Source organism: Streptomyces sp. NPDC029164, from assembly GCF_055563995.1.
Window position 1 is genome coordinate 1 of record NZ_JBVHWW010000047.1, and the last position, 19802, is coordinate 19802.

The following is a 19802-nucleotide window of genomic DNA, read 5'->3' on the forward strand; positions in this document are numbered from 1 at the left end:
ACCCGCGCCTACGTCGAACAAGACCTCCACGAAATCTACGAAGGCGAAGTCCGCTACGCCCGCGACGCCTTCGAAGGCCTGCGCCTCATGGACGCCCTCATCGCCGTCAAGCGCGGCGTCCCCGGCGCCTCCCTCCCCGAGCTCAAGCAGCGCCGCGTCGCCAAGCGCGACACGCCCGTCCTCCAGGTGGAGGAGCCCGAGGAGCCGGGCGGCCGGTCCGACGTGTCCGTCGACAACCCGGTCCCCACCCCGCCGTTCTGGGGCACCCGCGTCGTCAAGGGCATCCCGCTCAAGGACTACGCCTCCTGGCTCGACGAGGGCGCCCTCTTCAAGGGCCAGTGGGGCCTCAAGCAGGCCCGCGCGGGCGGGGCCACGTACGAGGAGCTCGTCGAGAGCGAGGGCCGCCCGCGGCTGCGCGGTCTCCTGGACAAGCTGCACACCGAGAACCTCCTCGAGGCTGCGGTCGTCTACGGGTACTTCCCCTGCGTGTCCAAGGGCGAGGACCTGATCATCCTCGACGACGACGGCAACGAGCGGACCCGCTTCACCTTCCCGCGCCAGCGCCGCGGCCGCCGCCTGTGCCTCGCGGACTTCTTCCGTCCGGAGGAGTCAGGCGAGACCGACGTCGTCGGCCTCCAGGTCGTCACCGTCGGCTCGAAGATCGGCGAGGCCACGGCCAAGCTCTTCGAGTCCGACTCCTACCGCGAGTACCTGGAGCTGCACGGCCTCTCCGTCCAGCTCGCCGAGGCCATGGCCGAGTACTGGCACGCCCGCGTCCGTGCCGAGCTCGGATTCGGCGGCGAGGACCCGGCCCAGGTCGAGGACATGTTCGACCTCAAGTACCGCGGCGCCCGCTTCTCGCTCGGTTACGGCGCCTGCCCCGACCTGGAGGACCGCGCCAAGATCGCCGACCTCCTGCAGCCGGAGCGGATCGGCGTCCACCTCTCGGAGGAGTTCCAGCTCCACCCGGAGCAGTCCACCGACGCGATCGTGATTCACCACCCCGAAGCGAAGTATTTCAACGCACGCTGAGGTCAACCGACGTACACTTGTCGGTCCCATACAGGCCGGTCGCCTGTTCCCAGGGGAATGCCCCGCGGGAAGAGGTGACCGGCCTTCTCGTCCCTTCCGAGAGGTACGCGCATGACGAGCACCATTCCCGCCCCCGTCGCCCGTACGGCCGACGGTTCGGCCCTGCAGGCGGTACTGCTCGACATGGACGGCACCCTGGTCGACACCGAGGGCTTCTGGTGGGAGATCGAGGCGGAGATCTTCCAGGAGCTCGGCCACCGGCTCGAGGACTCCTGGCGGGACGTGGTCGTCGGCGGCCCGATGAGCCGCAGCGCGACCTTCCTGATCGAGGCGACCGGCGCCGTCATCGGCCTCGCCGAGCTGAGCGTGCTCCTCAACGAGCGCTTCGAGGCCCGCATCGCCGACCGGGTGCCGCTGATGCCCGGCGCCGAGCGGCTGCTGGCGGAACTGGCCCGGCACAACGTGCCCACCGCCCTCGTCTCCGCCTCGCACCGCCGGGTCATCGACCAGGTCCTGCTCACCCTGGGCCGCGACCGCTTCACGATGACGGTCGCCGGGGACGAGGTCGCCCGTACCAAGCCGCACCCCGACCCGTACCTGCTCGCGGCGCGGACGCTGGGCGCCCACCCGTCGCGCTGCGCGGTCATCGAGGACACCAGGACCGGGGTGGCGGCCGCCGAGGCCGCCGGCTGCCGGGTCGTGGCGATCCCCTCGGTGGGCATGATCGAACCCGCTCCGGGGCGTACGGTCGTGCGCTCGCTGGAGGACGTGGACCTGGCGTTCCTGCGCTCCCTCATCGCCCCGCTGAACTGAGCGGGCACCCCCCGCCGCCCGCCCCACCTCCCGGTTACCCACGGCAACCTCGGCACGCACGGCCGCGCGCCGATACGCACCGGCATGCCCTGAGCACACTCCGTACCGAACGGAACGCCTGTGGGATCGAGATTCAGCGGAAGGATCTTCCGTCACGGGCCCCGGAGGCTGAAATTCCATCCCGCTCCGGTCAGTTGCTCAGAGTGAGCTTGGTCACCCATCACACCCCCTATGGGCCTGTCCCAGGACCCCTGCGCCTTCCCTTGTGTCCGGATTGATCAGTCCCTGACCGAATCTGCGCACCCCTGCGCATGAACAGGCAGTTCGCTCCCATCACGGTGCGATTACACCCCAAGTCCGGCCAGTTCCAGCCATCCCGTCCCGGGCCACTAGTGTCAGCGCGGGCACTACGCCGCACCTCTGCCGTCCCGGACGCACACCCCTGCGCCGGGACCGCGTGGACCGATCGTCACTACACCGGCCCGATCGTTCCGCCCTGAACGGGCGACCGCCGCGAAGTGCCCTTTACGCCGCTTTGAGCAAGTGCCGGTTACAGGGAGTACTTCCAGCATGAACCGCAAGACCTTGGTGCTGACGGCCGCGGCCGGACTGCTCACCCCCGTGCTCGCCGCATGCGGCAGCGCGAGCGGCGGAGGAGCAGGATCCGGAGCGATCGTCGTCGGGACCACCGACCGGTTCGAGGCCGCAGACTTCGCTCCCGCCCCCTTCGACCCGGCCTACGCCTACGACGCCGGCGCCTGGAACGTCCTGCGCCAGACCGTCCAGACGCTGATGCACACCCCGCGCGGCGGCGGCCAGCCCGTCCCCGAAGCGGCCTCCGCCTGCCGCTTCACCGACGCCGGCAACGAGAGCTACCGCTGCACCCTGCGCCCCGGGCTGAAGTTCGCCGACGGCGAGCCGCTCACCGCCAAGGACGTCAAGTTCTCCATCGACCGCGTCCGCGCCATCAAGGACGAGAACGGCCCGTCCTCGCTGCTCTCCACCCTCGACAACGTCGAGGTCAAGGGCGCCGACACCGTCGTCTTCCACCTGAAGACCCCGGACGCGACCTTCCCGTTCAAGCTCTCCACCCCCGCCGCCGGCATCGTCAGCGCGAAGAACTACGACGCCAAGAAGCTCCGCGAGGGCTTCGCCGTGGACGGCTCCGGCCCGTACACGATGAAGGCCGAGGTCAAGGGCGACCAGCTGGTCCGCGCCGTCTTCACCAAGAACCCGCACTACAAGGGCGACCTCAAGCTGCAGAACGACAAGGTCGAACTGCGCACGTTCGCGGACTCCCCGGCCATGGGCAAGGCACTCACCGACGGGAAGATCCACATGGTCTCCCGCACCCTGTCGCCCGCCCAGATCGCCGAGTTCTCCGCGCAGCCGCCCAAGGGCGTCAAGCTCGTCCCCATGCCCGGCCTGGAGATCCGCTACATCGGCTTCAACACCGACGCGCCCGTCGTCAAGGACAAGGCCGTACGCCAGGCGCTCGCCGCCGCCGTCGACCGCGGCGCCCTGATCTCCAAGGTCTACGGCAAGTCCGCGCAGCCGCTGTACTCGCTGGTCCCCACCACCGTGACCGGCCACGTCAACTCGTTCTACAACAAGTACGGCGAGGCCAACACGGCCAAGGCCGCCGCGCTGCTGAAGGACGCCGGAATCAAGACCCCGGTCAAGCTGACGCTGCACTACACCAACGACCACTACGGCGACGGCACGGCCGCCGAGTTCGAGGCCCTCAAGGCCCAGCTCAACTCCACCCAGCTCTTCGACATCACCGTCCAGGGCAGCGAGTGGGCCGACTTCCGTCCCGCGCAGAAGAAGGGCGACCACGCCGCCTACGGGCTCGGCTGGTTCCCCGACTACGCGGACGCCGACAACTTCCTCGCCCCGTTCCTGGAGCAGGACAACTTCCTGGGCACGCCGTACGCCAACAACACGGTGCGCACCAGGCTCATCCCCGAATCGCGGCGCGCGGCCGACCGAGGCGTCGCCGTCCCCGCGATCACGGAGATGCAGGACATCGTCGCCGACGACGTGCCCGTCCTGCCCCTGTGGCAGGGCAAGCAGTACGTCGCCGCACGCGACGGGATCACCGGAGTGGAGTGGTCGGTCAACGCCATCTCCGACCTCCAGCTGTGGGAGCTCGGCCGCGGCGTAAGCGGCTGAGCAAGGCAACGACCGGCAGCGGGTGTCGCGAGCCGGGCAACGAAACAGTTCGACTGTGAAGGACGTTCGCGTGAATCGACGTAACCAGTGGCTGGCGGCCCCGCTCGGCGCAGCCACCGCCGCCGCGCTGCTCAGCGGTTGCGGTTCGACCGATGGCTCCAATGCCGGCAGCGGCAAGGGCGTGGTCATGGGCATATCAGACAAGGTGAAGTCCACCGACCCCGCCTCCGGCTACGACCCGGGCTCCTGGCTCCTCTTCAACAACGTCTTCCAGTCGCTGCTGAGCTTCCCCAAGGGCGGTACCACCCCCGAGCCCGACGCCGCACAGTCCTGCGCCTTCGAGGGCGGCGACAGCAAGCTCTACAAGTGCACCCTGCGCGACGGCCTGAAGTTCAGCAACGGCCACAGCCTCACCTCGAAGGACGTCAAGTTCTCCTTCGAGCGCACGCTGAAGATCAACGACGAGAACGGCCCGGCCGTGATGCTCTCGTCCATCGCCGGCATCGACGCCCCCGACGACAAGACCGTCGTCTTCCGCCTCAAGACCTCCGACGCGACCTTCCCGAGCAAGATCGCCTCCGGTGCGGGCTCCATCGTCGACCACAGCGAGTACCCGGCGGACAAGCTGCGTACGGACAACAAGGCGATCGGCTCCGGCGTCTACAAGCTCGACTCGTTCAGCGAGAAGAGCGCCACCTTCTCCGTCAACGAGTCCTACAGCGGCAAGGCCAAGGCCAAGAACACCGGCGTCACGCTGAAGTTCTTCAACGGCGACCAGAGCGGCCTGAAGAAGGTCCTCGAGAGCGGGGACGTGGACTTCGCGTTCCGCGGCCTCGCCGCCAAGGACATCGCCGCCCTCGCCTCGACCAAGACCGGCGACAACAAGGTCGACGTCGTCCAGGGCACCGGCGCCGAGGTCGAGCACATGGTCTTCAACGTCAACGACCCCGTCGTCGGCAAGCTGCCCGTCCGCAAGGCCATCGCCTACCTCGTGGACCGCGAAGCCCTCGTCCGGGACGTGTACGCGGGCACCGCCACCGCGCTCTACTCCATCGTCCCCACCGGCATCGCCGGACACACCACCCCGTTCTTCGACCGCTACGGCGGCACCCCGCAGCCCGAGAAGGCCAAGGCCGTCCTCAAGGCCGCCGGCATCAACGGCAAGGTCAAGCTGACCCTGTACTCCACCCCGTCCCGCTACGGCCCCTCCACGGACCAGCAGTTCGAGGTCATCGCCAAGCAGCTCAACGAGAGCGGCCTGTTCGACGCCGACGTCAAGTCCGTCGAGTTCGAGCAGTACGAGAAGGACATCCAGGACGGCAAGTACGGCGTCTACGTGAAGGGCTGGGTCCCCGACTACCCGGACGCCGACAACTTCACGCAGCCGTTCTTCGGCCCGGACAACGTCCTGCACAACAACTACGACAACAAGGAGATCACCGGGACGATCATCCCGTCGACCTCCGCGAAGTCCGACCGCACCGCGGCCAACACCGACTACAACCGGCTCCAGGACATCGTCGCCGACGAACTCCCGATCCTCCCGCTCTGGCAGGGCAAGCAGTACGCCGTCACCCGCCAGAACGTGAACGGCCTCCAGTGGTCCCTCGACGCCTCGACCGTCTTCCGCTTCTGGGAGATCAGCAAGGGCTGACCCCGACCGGGCCACGCACAACGGGCCGGCAGCCGCACCACGCGGCTGCCGGCCCGTTCCGCTTCCCTGGGCCCCTACTGGGCGCCGGGACGCACCAGACCGCTCTCGTACGCGTACACGGCCGCCTGTACCCGGTCGCGCAGCCCCAGCTTCGTCAGCACGTGCCCCACATGCGTCTTGACCGTCGTCTCGCTCACGAACAGGTCCGCCGCGATCTCCGCGTTCGACAGCCCCCGGGCCACCAGCTTCAGCACCTCGACCTCGCGCTCGGTCAGGGTCCCCAGCGTGTCCGGGACGCTCTCCTCACCCGACGGCAGATGCCCCGCGTACTTGTCCAGCAGCCGCCGCGTGATGCTCGGCGCGAGCATCGCCTCCCCGCCCGCCACCACCCGGATCGCCTGCACCAGCTCCGCCGCCGGCGCGTCCTTCAGCAGGAACCCGCTCGCCCCCGCCCGCAGCGCCTCCACCACGTACTCGTCCAGATCGAACGTGGTCAGCACCAGCACCTTCGCCGGACCGTCCCGGCCCGGACCGGTGATCTGCCGGGTCGCCTCCACCCCGTCCATCCGCGGCATCCGGATGTCCATCAGCACCACATCGGGCTGCAACGCCCGCACCTGGTCCAGCGCCTGCAGACCGTCCCCGGCCTCACCGACCACCGCCAGATCCTCCTCGGCCTCCAGGATCATCCGGAAGCCGGTGCGCAGAAGTGGCTGGTCGTCGACCAGCAGGACGCGGATGGCCACGGGGTCTACCTCGTATTCGTCGGACGGCTACGGCGGGCCCGTCCATTCTGCCCTGATCCGACGATCATGATTCCGCCGGGCGCTCCGACCCCGGCCGGGGCACGATGACCAGCGGATACGGCGGGGGAGTCCCCCCGAACTCCGGACACACCGCCTGATGATCACACCAGCCGCACAGCTTCGTCGGCCGCGGCCGCCACTCACCCGACTCCGTCGCCTCCCGGATCGCCTCCCACAGCGCCAGCAGCTTCCGCTCCACCCGCTCCAGGTCCGCCACCACCGGGTCGTACGTCAACACGTCGCCACTGCCCAGATACACCAGCTGCAGCCGCCGCGGCACCACCTGCTTCAGCCGCCACACCACCAGCGCGTAGAACTTCATCTGGAACAGCGCACCCTCGGCGTACTCCGGCCGCGGCGCCTTGCCCGTCTTGTAGTCGACGATCCGCACCTCACCCGTCGGCGCCACGTCCACCCGGTCGATGATCCCCCGCAGCCGGAGCCCCGACTCCAGCTCCGTCTCCACGAAGAACTCCCGCTCCACCGGCTCCAGCCGCGTCGGGTCCTCCAGCGTGAACCAGCGCTCGACCAGCGCCTCCGCCTCCGTCAGCCACCGCGCCAGCCCCGCCCCCTCATCACCCTCCGGGAACAGCCCCGTCAGCTCCGGCTTCGCCTCCAGCAACCGGTCCCACTGCCCCGGGACCAGCGCCTTCGCCCGCGGAGCCGTCCGCTCCGACGCCGGATGATCGAAGAGCCGCTCCAGCACCGCATGCACCAGCGTCCCGCGGGTAGCAGCAGCACTGGGCTTCTCCGGCAACTTGTCGATCACCCGGAACCGGTACAGCAAGGGGCACTGCATGAAATCGCTCGCCCGCGAAGGGGAGAGCGAAGCGGGCGCCACAGCGCTCGGCGTCGCGGCATCGGGTGCGTCAGGCACGGCACCGGGGCTCGTCGTCATGGACAAAACCCTACGACCCGCCACCGACAGCACGCGCATACCATCGACGCCGGACCCCCTCGCACTGCATGATCGGAGCATCACAGCCCGCTTACGCACTGCGGACCACACTGGAAACACCGATCCCCGGGACTCCGTCCGGGGGAACCCCGAGGAACGAAGGACAGCCGTGGCAGACACCGACGAAACCGGCGAGCGCGCGGGCCGGCGCTCAGGACCGGGCGGCGGACTCCTCATGGGCCGCCCCTTCGGCGTGCCCGTCTACGTCTCGCCCAGCTGGTTCCTCGTCGCCGCCCTCATCACCTGGGTCTTCGGCGACCAGCTCGACCGCATCCTGCCCGACCTCGGACCCGTCCGCTACCTCGTCTCCCTCTTCTTCGCCGTCGCCTTCTACGCCTCCGTCCTGGTCCACGAACTCGCGCACACCGTCGCCGCCCTCCGCTTCAAACTCCCCGTGCGCCGCATCCAGCTCCAGTTCTTCGGCGGAGTCTCCGAGATCGAAAAGGAATCCGAGACCCCCGGCCGCGAATTCGTCCTCGCCTTCGTCGGCCCCCTCCTCTCCCTCCTCCTCGCCGGCGCCTTCCACCTCGGCATGAAAACCGTCGAACCGGCCAGCGTCCCCGGCGTCCTCCTCGCCGGCCTGATGATCTCCAACCTCCTCGTCGCCGCCTTCAACCTGCTCCCCGGCCTCCCCCTCGACGGCGGCCGCATGCTCCGCGCCGTCATCTGGGGCATCACCGGCAAACCCATGGCCGGCACCATCGCCGCCGCCTGGGTCGGCCGCGCCCTCGCCATCGCCGTCCTCCTCGGCCTGCCCCTGCTCACCCACACCGGACTCCTCGGCAACCGCACCCAGGACATCGGCGGCATGAACACCGTCATGGACGCCCTGCTCGCCGCCATCCTCGCCGCCATCATCTGGACCGGAGCCGGCAACAGCCTCCGCATGGCCCGCCTGCGCGCCCACCTCCCCGAACTGCGCGCCCGCACCCTCACCCGGCGCGCCATCCCCGTGGAGAACGCCACCCCCCTCTCCGAAGCCCTCCGCCGCGCCAACGAAGCCGGAGCCCGCGCCCTCGTCGTCGTCGACGGCCACGGCGAAGCCACCGCCATCGTCCGCGAGAGCGCCATCGCCTCCGTCCCCGAACACCGCCGCCCCTGGGTCGCCGTCAGCACCCTCGCCCAGGACCTCACCGACGGCATGAAGGTTTCCGCGGAACTCACCGGCGAAGAACTCCTCGAGCGCCTCCGCGCCACCCCCGCCACCGAGTACCTCGTCCTCGAACCAGGCGGCGCCATCTACGGCGTCCTGTCCACCCTCGACGTCGAAAAGGCCTTCGTGAAGGCCATGGCACGGCCCCAGTCCTGAAGCCAATACACTGGTCACATGTCCGAACCGACCGGTGCCGCCCGCCGACGCGGGCCCTTCGAGGTCGGGGACCAGGTTCAGCTCACCGACCCCAAGGGCCGCCACTACACGTTCACGCTCGAAGCCGGGAAGAATTTCCACACCCACAAGGGTTCCTTCCCCCACGACGAGCTGATCGGTGCCCCCGAGGGCAGTGTTGTCCGCACCACGGGCAACGTCGCCTACCTCGCGCTGCGTCCCCTGCTCCCCGACTATGTCCTGTCCATGCCCCGCGGCGCCGCCGTGGTCTACCCCAAGGACGCCGGCCAGATCCTGGCCTTCGCCGACATCTTCCCCGGCGCCCGCGTCGTGGAAGCAGGTGTCGGTTCCGGCTCCCTGAGCAGCTTCCTGCTGCGCGCCATCGGCGACCAGGGCATGCTCCACAGCTACGAGCGCCGCGCGGACTTCGCCGAGATCGCCACCGCCAACGTGGAACGCTACTTCGGCGGCCCCCACCCGGCGTGGAAGCTGACCGTGGGCGACCTCCAGGACAACCTGGACGAGACCGACGTCGACCGCGTCATCCTCGACATGCTCGCCCCCTGGGAGTGCCTGGACGCGGTCAAGAAGGCCCTCGTCCCCGGCGGCATCCTCTGCTGCTACGTGGCCACCACCACCCAGCTGTCCAAGACCGTCGAGTCCATCCGCGAGATCGGCTGCTTCGCCGAACCGCAGCCCTGGGAATCGATGATCCGCAACTGGCACGTCGAAGGTCTGGCCGTCCGCCCGGACCACCGCATGATCGGCCACACCGGCTTCCTCGTCACCGCCCGCCGCCTCGCGGACGGCGTCGAGCCCCCCATGCGCCGCCGCCGCCCCGCCAAGGGCGCCTACGGCGAGGACTACGACGGCCCCGGCAGCGACCGCTCCGCGTAACCGCACCGCCGACCCAACACGACGGCGCTGTGGCGCAGTTCCCCGGACCGACCGGGAACTGCGCCACAGCGCCTTTTCGTTGTCCCCGTGCCGACCCCGTCCCGCCCGGGCCGCACGCGGTCACCCGCCCCGGACCCAACAGCACCGGACCCGGCCGTTCCACCTCCGTGTGAGGTATGGCACGATGCTGGCTCCCCGTCACCCTTCGCACAGGAGACACCCCGCGTGCTGCACAGCCCCGCCGAGCTGACGCCGACCCCGGACACCCTGGCGCACAGCATGGCCAGGCCCCTCCACTGGCTCGCCACGGCCACCGCCATGGCCGCCGTCATAGCCACAGCGGGACTCGTACAGCCGGCCACCGGCACCCCCGCCGCCACGCCGGGCCCCACCGCGAACGGTCCCCAGGCAGCCGCTCCCGACGCCGCGGCCGCCACCTACCCCCTCGACTGCAACGGCGCCCCGCAGACCGTCACGGCCACCGCCCAGGGCGACCTCGACGGCGACGCCCGCCCCGAGACCGTCGCCGCCGTCCGCTGCGAAGCAGGCTCCGGCACCCCGCCCCACGCGGTCTACGTCCTCACCCAGGACCCCGCCGAAGGCGCCCGCCCCCGCGTCGTCGCCACCCTCCTCGACACCGGAAAGCGACAGACCGCCACGGAACTGACCGTGCGCGACCGCGTCGTCACCGCCACCCTCCTCGGCTACTCCGCACCCGGCGTACCGCGCTGCTGCCCCGACACCAAGCAGCTCGCCAAGTGGCGCTGGAGCGACGGAAAATTCCGCCAGGAGCTGACGGACTCAGCCTCCAGGAGTGTTTGAAACGTCACTCGGCGTCAGGACCGAAGACTTCCACCCTGTCCGAAACGCGCCTTACGTGAATGCAGTCCCCCGGGCATTCCTTCGCCGAGTCGACCACGTCCTGGAGCAGCGTCAGCGGAACCGGAGCGGTCGCCCCCGCGTCCTGCAGCAGCTCGTCCTCCGGGCTCTTCACGTACGCCAGACCATCGATGTCCAGCTCGAACACCTCGGGGGCGTACTGCGCACAGATGCCGTCCCCGGTGCAGAGGTCCTGGTCGATCCAGACCTCAAGCGGCTCGCCGGCCTCACCGGCCGCGCCCGTCGGAGCCTCGTGCTGCACGGTCATATCTCCTGCCGTTCCCTGCGCTGAGTGATCCATCCCGGTCACAACCCGCAGCAAGTCGCGCGAGCCCTGACGGGTGTTGAACAGTTCGACCTTACAACCGGCCGCTTCCCGAGTTTGATGGGTGGGTATTTCCTTGGCGTGAGGGAGTACGCAAGGGTGAAGATCGGACACACCTCTACCGTCTTTGTGATCTAGGGGTTTCAATCACCACCAGCCCAGGTAGGGTCAGGAAGCGTCCAGCTCCCCTTGGAGGAGGTGAGGACCGTGGCAGCCCACGACGACGACATCAACCGCGGCATCCGGCCCGGGCGAGGGTCTGAGGACCCCGCCGGCCAGGTTGCCTATCTCGAGCAGGAAATCGCCGTCCTGCGACGTAAGCTCGCCGACTCTCCGCGACACACGAGGATTCTCGAAGAGCGGATCGTCGAGCTGCAGACAAATCTTGCCGGCGTATCCGCACAGAACGAACGACTCGCGAATACCCTCCGTGAGGCCCGGGACCAGATCGTGGCCCTCAAGGAAGAAGTCGACCGGCTCGCCCAGCCGCCGGCCGGTTTCGGTGTCTTCCTGCAGGCCAACGAGGACGGCACCGTCGACATCTTCACCGGAGGCCGAAAGCTCCGCGTGAACGTCAGCCCCAGCGTCGACCCGGAAGACCTCCGGCGCGGCCAGGAGGTCATGCTCAACGAGGCCCTCAACGTGGTCGAGGCCATGGAATTCGAGCGGGCCGGGGACATCGTCACCCTCAAGGAGATCCTCGAGGACGGCGAGCGCGCCCTGGTCGTCGGGCACACCGACGAGGAGAGGGTGGTGAGGCTCGCCGAGCCGCTCCTGGACATCACCATCCGCCCCGGCGACGCCCTCCTGCTCGAACCCCGCTCCGGCTACGTCTACGAGGTCGTCCCCAAGAGCGAGGTCGAAGAACTCGTCCTCGAAGAGGTCCCCGACATCGACTACGACAAGATCGGCGGCCTGGGCGACCAGATCGAGCTGATCCGCGACGCGGTCGAGCTCCCGTACCTCTACCCGGACCTCTTCAAGGAACACGAACTGCGGCCCCCGAAGGGCATCCTGCTCTACGGCCCGCCCGGCTGCGGCAAGACGCTCATCGCCAAGGCCGTCGCCAACTCCCTTGCCAAGAAGGTCGCCGAGGTCACCGGCCAGCCCGCCGGGAAGTCCTACTTCCTGAACATCAAGGGCCCCGAACTCCTCAACAAGTACGTCGGCGAGACCGAGCGGCACATCCGCCTCGTCTTCCAGCGTGCCCGGGAGAAGGCGAGCGAGGGCACCCCCGTCATCGTCTTCTTCGACGAGATGGAATCCCTCTTCCGCACCCGCGGATCCGGAGTCAGCTCGGACGTGGAGAACACCATCGTCCCCCAGCTGCTCGCCGAGATCGACGGCGTGGAAGGCCTGGAGAACGTCATCGTCATCGGCGCCTCCAACCGCGAGGACATGATCGACCCGGCCATCCTGCGCCCCGGCCGGCTCGACGTGAAGATCAAGATCGAGCGCCCGGACGCCGAGGCCGCGAAGGACATCTTCGCGAAGTACCTCAAGGCCTCGCTGCCCCTGCACACGGACGACCTGTCCGAACACCAGGGCTCCAAGGACGGCACCGTCCACAGCATGATCCAGACCGTCGTCGAGCAGATGTACGCCGAAACCGAGGAGAACCGCTTCCTCGAGGTCACGTACGCCAACGGCGACAAGGAAGTCCTCTACTTCAAGGACTTCAACTCGGGCGCCATGATCCAGAACATCGTGGACCGTGCGAAGAAGATGGCGATCAAGGCCTTCCTCGAGCACAACCAGAAGGGCCTCCGGGTCTCCCACCTCCTCCAGGCGTGCGTGGACGAGTTCAAGGAGAACGAGGACCTGCCCAACACCACCAACCCGGACGACTGGGCCCGAATCTCCGGAAAGAAGGGAGAGCGGATCGTATTCATCCGCACCCTCGTCACCGGAAAGCAAGGCGCGGACACCGGACGCTCCATCGACACGGTGGCGAACACCGGCCAGTACCTCTGAAGCGGAGCGGCTGCGGATGCCCTCCCCGGGCATCCGCAGCCGACTGCTTTACCCGACCGCTTTACCGGCCGCTTTTCAGCCGGTGAAAGGGCGGATTCAATGACGGAAATGATCTCCCCACGAGCGCGCAGTGGTTCTAGGCTCTTCCGTACCGCCGGACGCGCAGTGCGGGGACGGGCACCGCACAGTCACACGCACCGGAGCACCAGCGGTACTTGAGCGCCGCTCCCGAAGGGGAGCGCCGCCGGGCAAGGAGGGCCGCATGACCGTACGGCGAGTAATGGGGATCGAGACGGAGTACGGGATCTCCGTCCCGGGGCACCCGAACGCCAATGCCATGCTCACCTCGTCCCAGATCGTCAACGCCTACGCGGCGGCGATGCACCGGGCGCGACGCGCCCGCTGGGACTTCGAGGAGGAGAATCCGCTGCGGGACGCCCGCGGCTTCGACCTCGCCCGCGAGGCCGCCGACAACAGCCAGCTGACCGACGAGGACATCGGCCTCGCCAACGTCATCCTCACCAACGGCGCACGGCTCTACGTCGACCACGCGCACCCCGAATACAGCTCGCCGGAGATCACCAACCCGCTCGACGCCGTGCTCTGGGACAAGGCCGGCGAGCGGATCATGGCCGAGGCCGCCGTACGGGCGGCCCAGCTGCCCGGCGCCCAGCCGATCCACCTCTACAAGAACAACACCGACAACAAGGGCGCCTCCTACGGCACGCACGAGAACTACCTGATGAAGCGGGAGACCCCCTTCTCGGAGATCGTGCGCCACCTGACCCCCTTCTTCGTCTCCCGGCAGGTGGTGACCGGCGCCGGCCGCGTCGGCATCGGCCAGGACGGCCGCGAGCACGGCTTCCAGATCAGCCAGCGAGCGGACTACTTCGAGGTCGAGGTCGGCCTGGAGACCACCCTCAAGCGGCCCATCATCAACACCCGGGACGAGCCGCACTCCGACGCCGAGAAGTACCGCCGGCTGCACGTGATCATCGGCGACGCGAACCTCTCCGAGATCTCCACGTACCTGAAACTCGGCACGACCGCACTTGTCCTGTCCATGATCGAGGACGGGTTCATCAACGTCGACCTCGCCGTCGACCAGCCCGTACGCACCCTCCACCAGGTCTCCCACGACCCCGACCTGAAGCACCTCATCACGCTGCGCAGCGGCCGGACACTCACCGCGGTGCAACTGCAGATGGAGTACTTCGAGCTGGCCCGCAAGTACGTGGAGGAGCGTTTCGGTTCCGACGCGGACGAGCAGACCAAGGACGTGCTGGTCCGCTGGGAGGACGTGCTGGGCCGGCTGGAGAGCGACCCGATGAGCCTGTCGGGGGAGCTGGACTGGATCGCCAAGCGGGAGATCCTGGAGGGCTACCGGCGCCGGGACGGGCTGGGCTGGGACGCGGCGCGGCTGCACCTGGTGGACCTCCAGTACTCGGACGTACGGCCCGAGAAGGGCCTCTACAACCGCCTGGTGGCCCGGGGCAAGATGAAGCGACTGGTGGAGGAGCCGGCCGTCGAGCGGGCCCAGAGCAAGCCTCCGGAGGACACCCGGGCCTATTTCCGCGGCCGCTGCCTGGAGCAGTACGCGGACGACGTGGCCGCGGCCTCCTGGGACTCGGTGATCTTCGACCTTCCCGGCCGGGACTCGCTCCAGCGGGTCCCGACGCTGGAACCCCTGCGGGGGACCCGCAACCACGTCAAGGAGCTCCTGGACCGCTGCCGCACGGCGGAGGACCTGGTGCGGGTGCTTTCGGGGCAGTGAGCGGTGCCATCGGGGCCTGAAAGGGCCCCGGTCCGGGAATCATGTGGAGAACCGGACGTTGTGAAAGTGCGGGGACGAATGTCGGACCCTCCTAGTAAGGTCCGACATAGGGTCTGATCTTGAGAGATCCCGAGTCCCGGGGTCTCTCGACGTGAGCGTGCGAACCGAGCGGGGTGAGGTAGACATGGCGACCAAGGACACCGGCGGCGGACAGCAGAAGGCGACGCGCTCGACCGAGGAGGTCGAGGAGGCGGCGGTCGAAGAATCGACCGACCTCAAGGAGCGCCAGGAAAAGCTCTCCGACGACGTCGACTCCGTACTTGACGAGATTGACGATGTCTTGGAGGAGAACGCCGAGGATTTCGTGAGGTCATTCGTGCAAAAGGGCGGCCAGTAGGGATCGTCGAGGCCATTGAACCTTCGAATCGAAGGTCGGGGGCGCGGTGGCCGAGGTGGCACCTGAGGGCATGAAGCGTTGCTCGCGATGCAGGCGCGTTCAGTTATGTGAGGCCTTCGCTAGTAACCGCGCAATGCGGGATGGTCTCCAGGCGTATTGCCGTGAATGCCAGGCTGAGCATTACAAGCGGAAGCAAGAGGCGCAGGGGCGGACGGTGCGGGTGAAGGTTCCCGTGCCGTCCGGGCACAAGCGATGTCCCCAGTGTGGGGAGATCAAGCCCCACTCGCAGTGGGAGCGGAACAAGACGAGTTCGGACGGCTGGGCCAGCTACTGCAAAGAGTGCCGGGCCCAGCGGAACCGGGCCTCGTACTTCAAGCGCCACTACGGCATCACCGAAGACGAACGCGACGCCATGATCGAGGCCCAAGGCGGGACCTGCCTGCTCTGTCGGAATGCTCCAGCGGAACATGTGGATCACGATCATCAGACGGGTAAGGTCCGAGGCGTACTGTGCTTCAGCTGTAACGCAGCCCTGGGGCAGTTCAAGGATCGGCCGGACGTCATGAGGCGTGCAGCCGCTTACGTGGAAGGAAACCTGTGGAACCCAACACTCGTAGCACAGGGCGTCTACCGGCAGCCTTCCTGACGCCGGGGTCGTCGTCCTTCATGGACTTCCTGGGCGCGCACTCGCCCGAGATGCTGCCCGGCAACCGCAGGCTGCCGGAGGGCGTGGTCGAGGCGCCGCACGGGACGACCATCGTGGCCGCCACCTTCCCCGGCGGGGTGGTCCTCGCCGGTGACCGGCGGGCGACCATGGGGAACATGATCGCGCAGCGGGACATCGAGAAGGTGTTCCCGGCGGACGAGTACTCCGCCGTCGGCATCGCCGGTACGGCCGGCCTGGCCGTGGAGATGGTCAAGCTGTTCCAGCTGGAGCTGGAGCACTTCGAGAAGGTGGAGGGGACGACCCTCTCCCTGGAGGGCAAGGCCAACCGGCTGTCCACCATGATCCGGAGCAACCTGGGCATGGCGATGCAGGGGCTGGCCGTCGTGCCGCTGTTCGCGGGGTACGACGAGGCCAAGGAGAAGGGCCGGATCTTCTCCTACGACGTGACCGGCGGCCGCTCCGAGGAGCACGGCTTCGCCGCCACCGGGTCGGGTTCGATCTTCGCCCGGGGTTCGATGAAGAAGCTCTTCCGCCCCGATCTGACGGAGGAGCAGGCCACCACGCTGGTCGTGCAGGCGCTGTACGACGCCGCCGACGACGACTCGGCGACCGGTGGGCCGGACCTGTACCGCCACATCTATCCGATCGTCACCGTCATCACCGACGAGGGATTCCGCAGGCTGACGGACGCAGAGTCGCAGGAGCTCGCCCGTACGGTCACCAACCGTCGTCTGGAGCAGCCCGACGGCCCGCGCGCCGCCCTGCTCTGACCGTTCGTCGCCCTGTAGGAGCCCAGAAGAAAGGGACGGAAAGCCGGTGTCGACTCCGTTCTATGTGTCACCCCAGCAGGCCATGGCCGACCGGGCGGAATACGCCCGGAAGGGCATCGCCCGCGGTCGCAGCCTTGTCGTGCTGCAGTACGCCGACGGCATCGTGTTCGTCGGTGAGAACCCGTCCCGTGCGCTGCACAAGTTCAGCGAGATCTACGACCGGATCGGCTTCGCGGCCGCCGGCAAGTACAACGAGTACGAGAACCTGCGGATCGGTGGTGTGCGGTACGCGGATCTGCGCGGGTACACCTATGACCGTGACGATGTGACGGCCCGTGGGCTGGCGAACGTGTACGCGCAGACGCTCGGCACGATCTTCTCCAGTGCGGGTGAGAAGCCGTACGAGGTGGAGCTGGTCGTCGCCGAGGTCGGTGCGACGGCGGCGGGGGACCAGATCTACCGGTTGCCGCACGACGGGTCGATCGTGGACGAGCACGGTTCGGTCGCGGTCGGTGGCAATGCCGAGCAGATCAGTACGTTCCTGGACCAGCGTCACCAGGACGGGATGACGTTGTCCGAGGCGCTGAAGCTGGCGGTGCAGGCGCTGTCGAGCCAGGCGAACGGTGCGGACAAGGCGATTCCGGCCGAGCGGCTGGAGGTGGCGGTGCTGGACCGTACGCGGGCGCAGCAGCGCAAGTTCAAGCGGATCCGGGGCCGGCAGCTGTCGCGGTTGCTGGAGGCGGATGTGCCGGCGGCCGCGCAGGCGGATGCCGTGTCGAATGACGAGGCGCCGGAGGACGACGCCGAGTAGGAGCTTGATGTCCGGAGCCCCGGTTCGCCGTTTTCGGTGGGCCGGGGCTTCGTCGTGTCCGGTTCCGGGGTGGTCAGGGGGTGGGGGCGGGGCCGGTGGAGTCGCGGACGACGAGGCGGACGGGGATGTCGGGGGCGGTCCAGGGGGTGCCTTCGAGGACGGCGAGGAGTGCGGTCATGCCTTGTTCGCCGACGTGTTCGGCGGGGAGGTGGACGGTGGTGAGTTCGGGTTCGACGGCGGTGGCGAGGGCGAGGTCGTCGAAGCCGGTGACGGAGAGGTCCTCGGGGACGCGCAGGCCGAGGCGGCGGGCGGCCTTGCAGGCGCCTGCGGCGAGGATGTCGTCGTCGCAGACGATGGCGGTGGGCCTGTCCTGGGGGGTGGCGAGGGCGGCTTCCGTGGCCGTACGGGCGCCGTGGACGGTGAGGGGGGACCGTACGGTGCGCAGTTCGCTGTCGGGGCCGAGGAGGGCGGCCAGGGCTTCGGCGCGGGTGTCGAAGGTCCAGGAGTCGACGGCGGAGGCGAGGTGGAGGTAGCGGCGGTGGCCGAGGGCGAGGAGGTGTGCGGTGATCTGGCGCATGCCGTCGGCCATGGCGAGGTTGACGTGGGCGGCGGCGGTGCCGGCGGTGGGGTCGCTGTCGAGCATGACGAGGGGGAGGGTGTTGCCGCCGATGGCGTCGAGGGCGTCGGCGGCCATGGAGGAGGCGATGACTCCGTCGAGGGCGGCGCGGGCGGAGGCGAAGGGGTCGCGGGCGGGGCCGGTGCCGTCGGGGGAGGGGTAGAGGACGACGCCGAAGCCGTGTGCGGCTGCGACGCGGGCGGCGCCGGTGTAGACGCGGGCGAAGAATTCGTTGGTGAGGGCGGGGACGACGAGGAGGGCGGTGCGGGTGGAGCCGAGGCGGAGGTTGCGGGCGGCGAGGTTGGGGCGGTAGCCGAGGCGGGTGGCGGTTTCGCGGACGAGGGTGGCGGTGCGTTCGGAGACGCGGCCGGGCCATTTGTCGCCGAGGACGAGGGAGACGGTGGCCTGGGAGACCCCGGCGGCGGTGGCCACGTCGCGGCTGGTGGGTCTCGTCACAGGTGGCTCCTGAAGTGCGAGGTCGGGGGTGGTGTCGGGGGTGGTGCGGGGTCTGGGGGGTGGACCCGTGGACTGCGGCCATGGTACGTATGACCCGTCACGTTATACGTATTACCCCGGCAGGGTCCGGGCGGAAGGGGGCGGACATGGCCGCGGGATACGCGGAGCTGTTGCGGACCCGGCACGCCGCGAGGCTGCTGGTCGGCACGCTCGTGGGGCGGCTGCCGAACGCGACCGCGCCGATCGCGATCGTGCTGTTCACGCGCGCGGAGGGCGGCAGCTACAGCCTCGCGGGGGCCCTCGCCGCCGCGTACGGGGTGGCCAACGCGGTGGGCCAGCCATTGCTGGGCCGGGCGGTGGACCTGTTCGGGCAGCCGCGGGTGCAGCTGCCGGCGGCCGTGGTCTCGGCGCTGGGCGTGGTGTGGCTGGCGCTGGCGGGCACGGGGTCGGCGGCGGCCGCGTATGCCGCGGTGGTCGTCGCGGGGCTCTTCACGCCGCCCCTGGAGGGCGGGCTGCGGGCGTTGTGGCCGGGCGTGCTGGGGGGCCGTGAGGAGAAGGTGCACGCGGCGTACGCGATGGACGCGGTGGCCCAGGAGGTCATGTTCACGGTCGGTCCGCTGCTGGTGACGCTGTTCGTGGCGCTGTGGTCGCCGGCCGGGGCGCTGCTGGCGCTCAACGCGATCGGGGTGCTGGGCGCGCTGTCGGTGGTGGTGAGCGAGCCTTCGCGCGCGTGGCGTTCGGCGCCGCGGGAGGCCCACTGGCTGGGCGCGTTGCGTTCGCGGGGGCTGCTGGCGCTGCTGGGTGCCTTCTTCTTCGTGGGGATGGCGCTGGGTTCGATCACGGTGGCGGGTGTGGCGTACGCGGACGATCACGGGGGCCAGGCGGTGTACGGGTGGCTGATGGCGGCGCTGGGGCTGGGTGCGCTGATCGGCGGGGTGACGTACGGGGCGCGGCAGTGGGCGGGTGCGCCGGAGCGGCGGCTGCGGATGCTGGTGGCGTTGCTGGCGCTGGGCTATCTGCCGCTGATGCTGACTCCGGGGCCGGTGGCGATGACGGGTCTGGCGGCGTTGTCGGGGGTGTTCCTGGCGCCCGCGCTGGCGTGTGCGTTCATCGTGGTGGACCGGCACGCTCCGGCGGGCACGGTGACGGAGGCGTTCTCGTGGCTGGTGACGTTCTTCGGGGTGGGTGCGGCGATCGGTACGGCGGCGGCGGGGCCCGCGGTGGAGCTGGGCGGTACGTCGGCGAGCTTCGGGGTGGCGGGCGTGGCGGGGATCGCGGCGCTGCTGGTGCTGATGGTCACTCAGCGGGTGCTGGCAACTGCGGGGCCGGGACGGACGGTGGCGGGTTCGTCTGACGGGGTGTCGGAGGGTTCGTGTGAGGTGGGGTCGGGGGCCTCGTAGGCGGGGTGGTGCGGGGGCGCCACGCCGGTCGGGGGGCCTGTTCGGCGGCGGGTCGGCGGGCGCGCTCGGGG

At 69.2% G+C, this 19802-nt stretch carries 18 protein-coding genes; 14 read left to right on the forward strand and 4 right to left on the reverse strand.

Annotated features, from left to right (window positions below; translation table 11 throughout):
• From ACZ4VT_RS33405 to ACZ4VT_RS33420, 4 genes are all read left to right on the forward strand, one after another.
• On the forward strand, nt 1–1032 hold a 1032-nt coding region (locus ACZ4VT_RS33405; RefSeq protein ID WP_351594752.1), incomplete at its 5' end, for a vitamin B12 dependent-methionine synthase activation domain-containing protein.
• Between the two features lie 111 nt (nt 1033–1143).
• On the forward strand, nt 1144–1845 hold the full coding sequence (locus ACZ4VT_RS33410) for an HAD family hydrolase (protein ID WP_467955162.1): 702 nt from the start codon (nt 1144–1146) through the stop codon (nt 1843–1845).
• Nucleotides 1846–2415: 570 nt separating this feature from the next.
• Nucleotides 2416–4020 carry an ABC transporter substrate-binding protein gene (locus tag ACZ4VT_RS33415; RefSeq protein ID WP_467955163.1) on the forward strand — a complete coding sequence of 535 codons (1605 nt, stop codon included), beginning with the start codon at nt 2416–2418 and terminating at the stop codon, nt 4018–4020.
• Between the two features lie 70 nt (nt 4021–4090).
• Nucleotides 4091–5674, forward strand: coding sequence for an ABC transporter substrate-binding protein (locus ACZ4VT_RS33420; RefSeq protein WP_362811544.1), 1584 nt, complete (start codon nt 4091–4093; stop codon nt 5672–5674).
• Nucleotides 5675–5748: 74 nt separating this feature from the next.
• Here ACZ4VT_RS33420 and ACZ4VT_RS33425 read toward each other — a convergent pair whose 3' ends face one another.
• Together ACZ4VT_RS33425 and ACZ4VT_RS33430 are read right to left on the reverse strand one after the other, a co-directional pair.
• Entirely contained in the window at nt 5749–6420 is a 672-nt protein-coding gene (locus ACZ4VT_RS33425) for a response regulator (RefSeq protein WP_030722859.1), read from the reverse strand.
• A gap of 64 nt (nt 6421–6484) precedes the next feature.
• Nucleotides 6485–7378, reverse strand: a complete 894-nt coding sequence (locus ACZ4VT_RS33430) for a RecB family exonuclease (protein ID WP_467955164.1) — start codon at nt 7376–7378, stop codon at nt 6485–6487.
• On the opposite strand from ACZ4VT_RS33430, the gene ACZ4VT_RS33435 reads away from it, so the two are divergent.
• From ACZ4VT_RS33435 to ACZ4VT_RS33445, 3 genes are all read left to right on the forward strand, one after another.
• A complete protein-coding gene (locus ACZ4VT_RS33435; protein WP_467955165.1) occupies nt 7377–8747 on the forward strand; it encodes a site-2 protease family protein in 1371 nt (456 codons plus the stop codon). The genes ACZ4VT_RS33430 and ACZ4VT_RS33435 overlap by 2 nt on opposite strands.
• Nucleotides 8748–8765: 18 nt before the next feature.
• Nucleotides 8766–9662, forward strand: coding sequence for a tRNA (adenine-N1)-methyltransferase (locus ACZ4VT_RS33440; RefSeq protein WP_053785960.1), 897 nt, complete (start codon nt 8766–8768; stop codon nt 9660–9662).
• Nucleotides 9663–9941: 279 nt separating this feature from the next.
• Entirely contained in the window at nt 9942–10484 is a 543-nt protein-coding gene (locus ACZ4VT_RS33445; RefSeq protein WP_467955194.1) for a hypothetical protein, read from the forward strand.
• 4 nt (nt 10485–10488) lie between these two features.
• Here the strand turns inward: ACZ4VT_RS33445 and ACZ4VT_RS33450 are convergent, their stop codons facing one another.
• Complete coding sequence (locus tag ACZ4VT_RS33450) at nt 10489–10809, reverse strand: ferredoxin (protein ID WP_467955166.1); 321 nt, start codon at nt 10807–10809, stop codon at nt 10489–10491.
• 264 nt (nt 10810–11073) lie between these two features.
• On the opposite strand from ACZ4VT_RS33450, the gene arc reads away from it, so the two are divergent.
• The 6 genes from arc to prcA all read left to right on the forward strand — a co-directional run bounded on the left by arc (nt 11074) and on the right by prcA (nt 17259).
• Entirely contained in the window at nt 11074–12840 is a 1767-nt protein-coding gene (arc, locus tag ACZ4VT_RS33455) for a proteasome ATPase (protein WP_319730019.1), read from the forward strand.
• 262 nt (nt 12841–13102) lie between these two features.
• Nucleotides 13103–14614, forward strand: coding sequence for a depupylase/deamidase Dop (gene dop, locus ACZ4VT_RS33460; RefSeq protein WP_319730022.1), 1512 nt, complete (start codon nt 13103–13105; stop codon nt 14612–14614).
• A gap of 184 nt (nt 14615–14798) precedes the next feature.
• Nucleotides 14799–15011 carry a ubiquitin-like protein Pup gene (locus tag ACZ4VT_RS33465; RefSeq protein ID WP_030016348.1) on the forward strand — a complete coding sequence of 71 codons (213 nt, stop codon included), beginning with the start codon at nt 14799–14801 and terminating at the stop codon, nt 15009–15011.
• A 133-nt stretch (nt 15012–15144) separates the two neighbouring features.
• Nucleotides 15145–15657, forward strand: a complete 513-nt coding sequence (locus ACZ4VT_RS33470) for an endonuclease VII domain-containing protein (RefSeq protein ID WP_467955167.1) — start codon at nt 15145–15147, stop codon at nt 15655–15657.
• On the forward strand, nt 15609–16448 hold the full coding sequence (gene prcB / locus ACZ4VT_RS33475) for a proteasome subunit beta (RefSeq protein WP_319730030.1): 840 nt from the start codon (nt 15609–15611) through the stop codon (nt 16446–16448). The genes ACZ4VT_RS33470 and prcB overlap by 49 nt, the downstream gene beginning before the upstream one ends.
• 46 nt (nt 16449–16494) lie before the next feature.
• A complete protein-coding gene (gene prcA / locus ACZ4VT_RS33480) occupies nt 16495–17259 on the forward strand; it encodes a proteasome subunit alpha (RefSeq protein ID WP_351295700.1) in 765 nt (254 codons plus the stop codon).
• 73 nt (nt 17260–17332) lie between these two features.
• Here prcA and ACZ4VT_RS33485 read toward each other — a convergent pair whose 3' ends face one another.
• The gene (locus ACZ4VT_RS33485) at nt 17333–18331 is read right to left on the reverse strand and encodes a LacI family DNA-binding transcriptional regulator (RefSeq protein WP_467955168.1); all 999 of its coding nucleotides are present in this window, start codon (nt 18329–18331) and stop codon (nt 17333–17335) included.
• 146 nt (nt 18332–18477) lie between these two features.
• Between ACZ4VT_RS33485 and ACZ4VT_RS33490 the strand changes: the two genes are divergently transcribed.
• Complete coding sequence (locus ACZ4VT_RS33490) at nt 18478–19731, forward strand: MFS transporter (protein ID WP_467955169.1); 1254 nt, start codon at nt 18478–18480, stop codon at nt 19729–19731.
• Nucleotides 19732–19802: the final 71 nt, after the last annotated feature.

Excerpts from the sequence above, each read along its gene's own strand:
- ACZ4VT_RS33465 (WP_030016348.1), top strand. The coding sequence starts at position 14,799 with ATGGCGACCAAGGACACCGGCGGCGGACAGCAGAAGGCGACGCGCTCG.
- ACZ4VT_RS33415 (WP_467955163.1), top strand. The coding sequence starts at position 2,416 with ATGAACCGCAAGACCTTGGTGCTGACGGCCGCGGCCGGACTGCTCACC.
- ACZ4VT_RS33440 (WP_053785960.1), top strand. The coding sequence starts at position 8,766 with ATGTCCGAACCGACCGGTGCCGCCCGCCGACGCGGGCCCTTCGAGGTC.
- ACZ4VT_RS33430 (WP_467955164.1), bottom strand. The coding sequence starts at position 7,378 with ATGACGACGAGCCCCGGTGCCGTGCCTGACGCACCCGATGCCGCGACG.
- ACZ4VT_RS33470 (WP_467955167.1), top strand. The coding sequence starts at position 15,145 with ATGCGGGATGGTCTCCAGGCGTATTGCCGTGAATGCCAGGCTGAGCAT.
- ACZ4VT_RS33450 (WP_467955166.1), bottom strand. The coding sequence starts at position 10,809 with ATGACCGTGCAGCACGAGGCTCCGACGGGCGCGGCCGGTGAGGCCGGC.
- ACZ4VT_RS33410 (WP_467955162.1), top strand. The coding sequence starts at position 1,144 with ATGACGAGCACCATTCCCGCCCCCGTCGCCCGTACGGCCGACGGTTCG.
- dop (WP_319730022.1), top strand. The coding sequence starts at position 13,103 with ATGACCGTACGGCGAGTAATGGGGATCGAGACGGAGTACGGGATCTCC.
- ACZ4VT_RS33445 (WP_467955194.1), top strand. The coding sequence starts at position 9,942 with ATGGCCAGGCCCCTCCACTGGCTCGCCACGGCCACCGCCATGGCCGCC.
- ACZ4VT_RS33435 (WP_467955165.1), top strand. The coding sequence starts at position 7,377 with ATGGACAAAACCCTACGACCCGCCACCGACAGCACGCGCATACCATCG.
- ACZ4VT_RS33490 (WP_467955169.1), top strand. The coding sequence starts at position 18,478 with ATGGCCGCGGGATACGCGGAGCTGTTGCGGACCCGGCACGCCGCGAGG.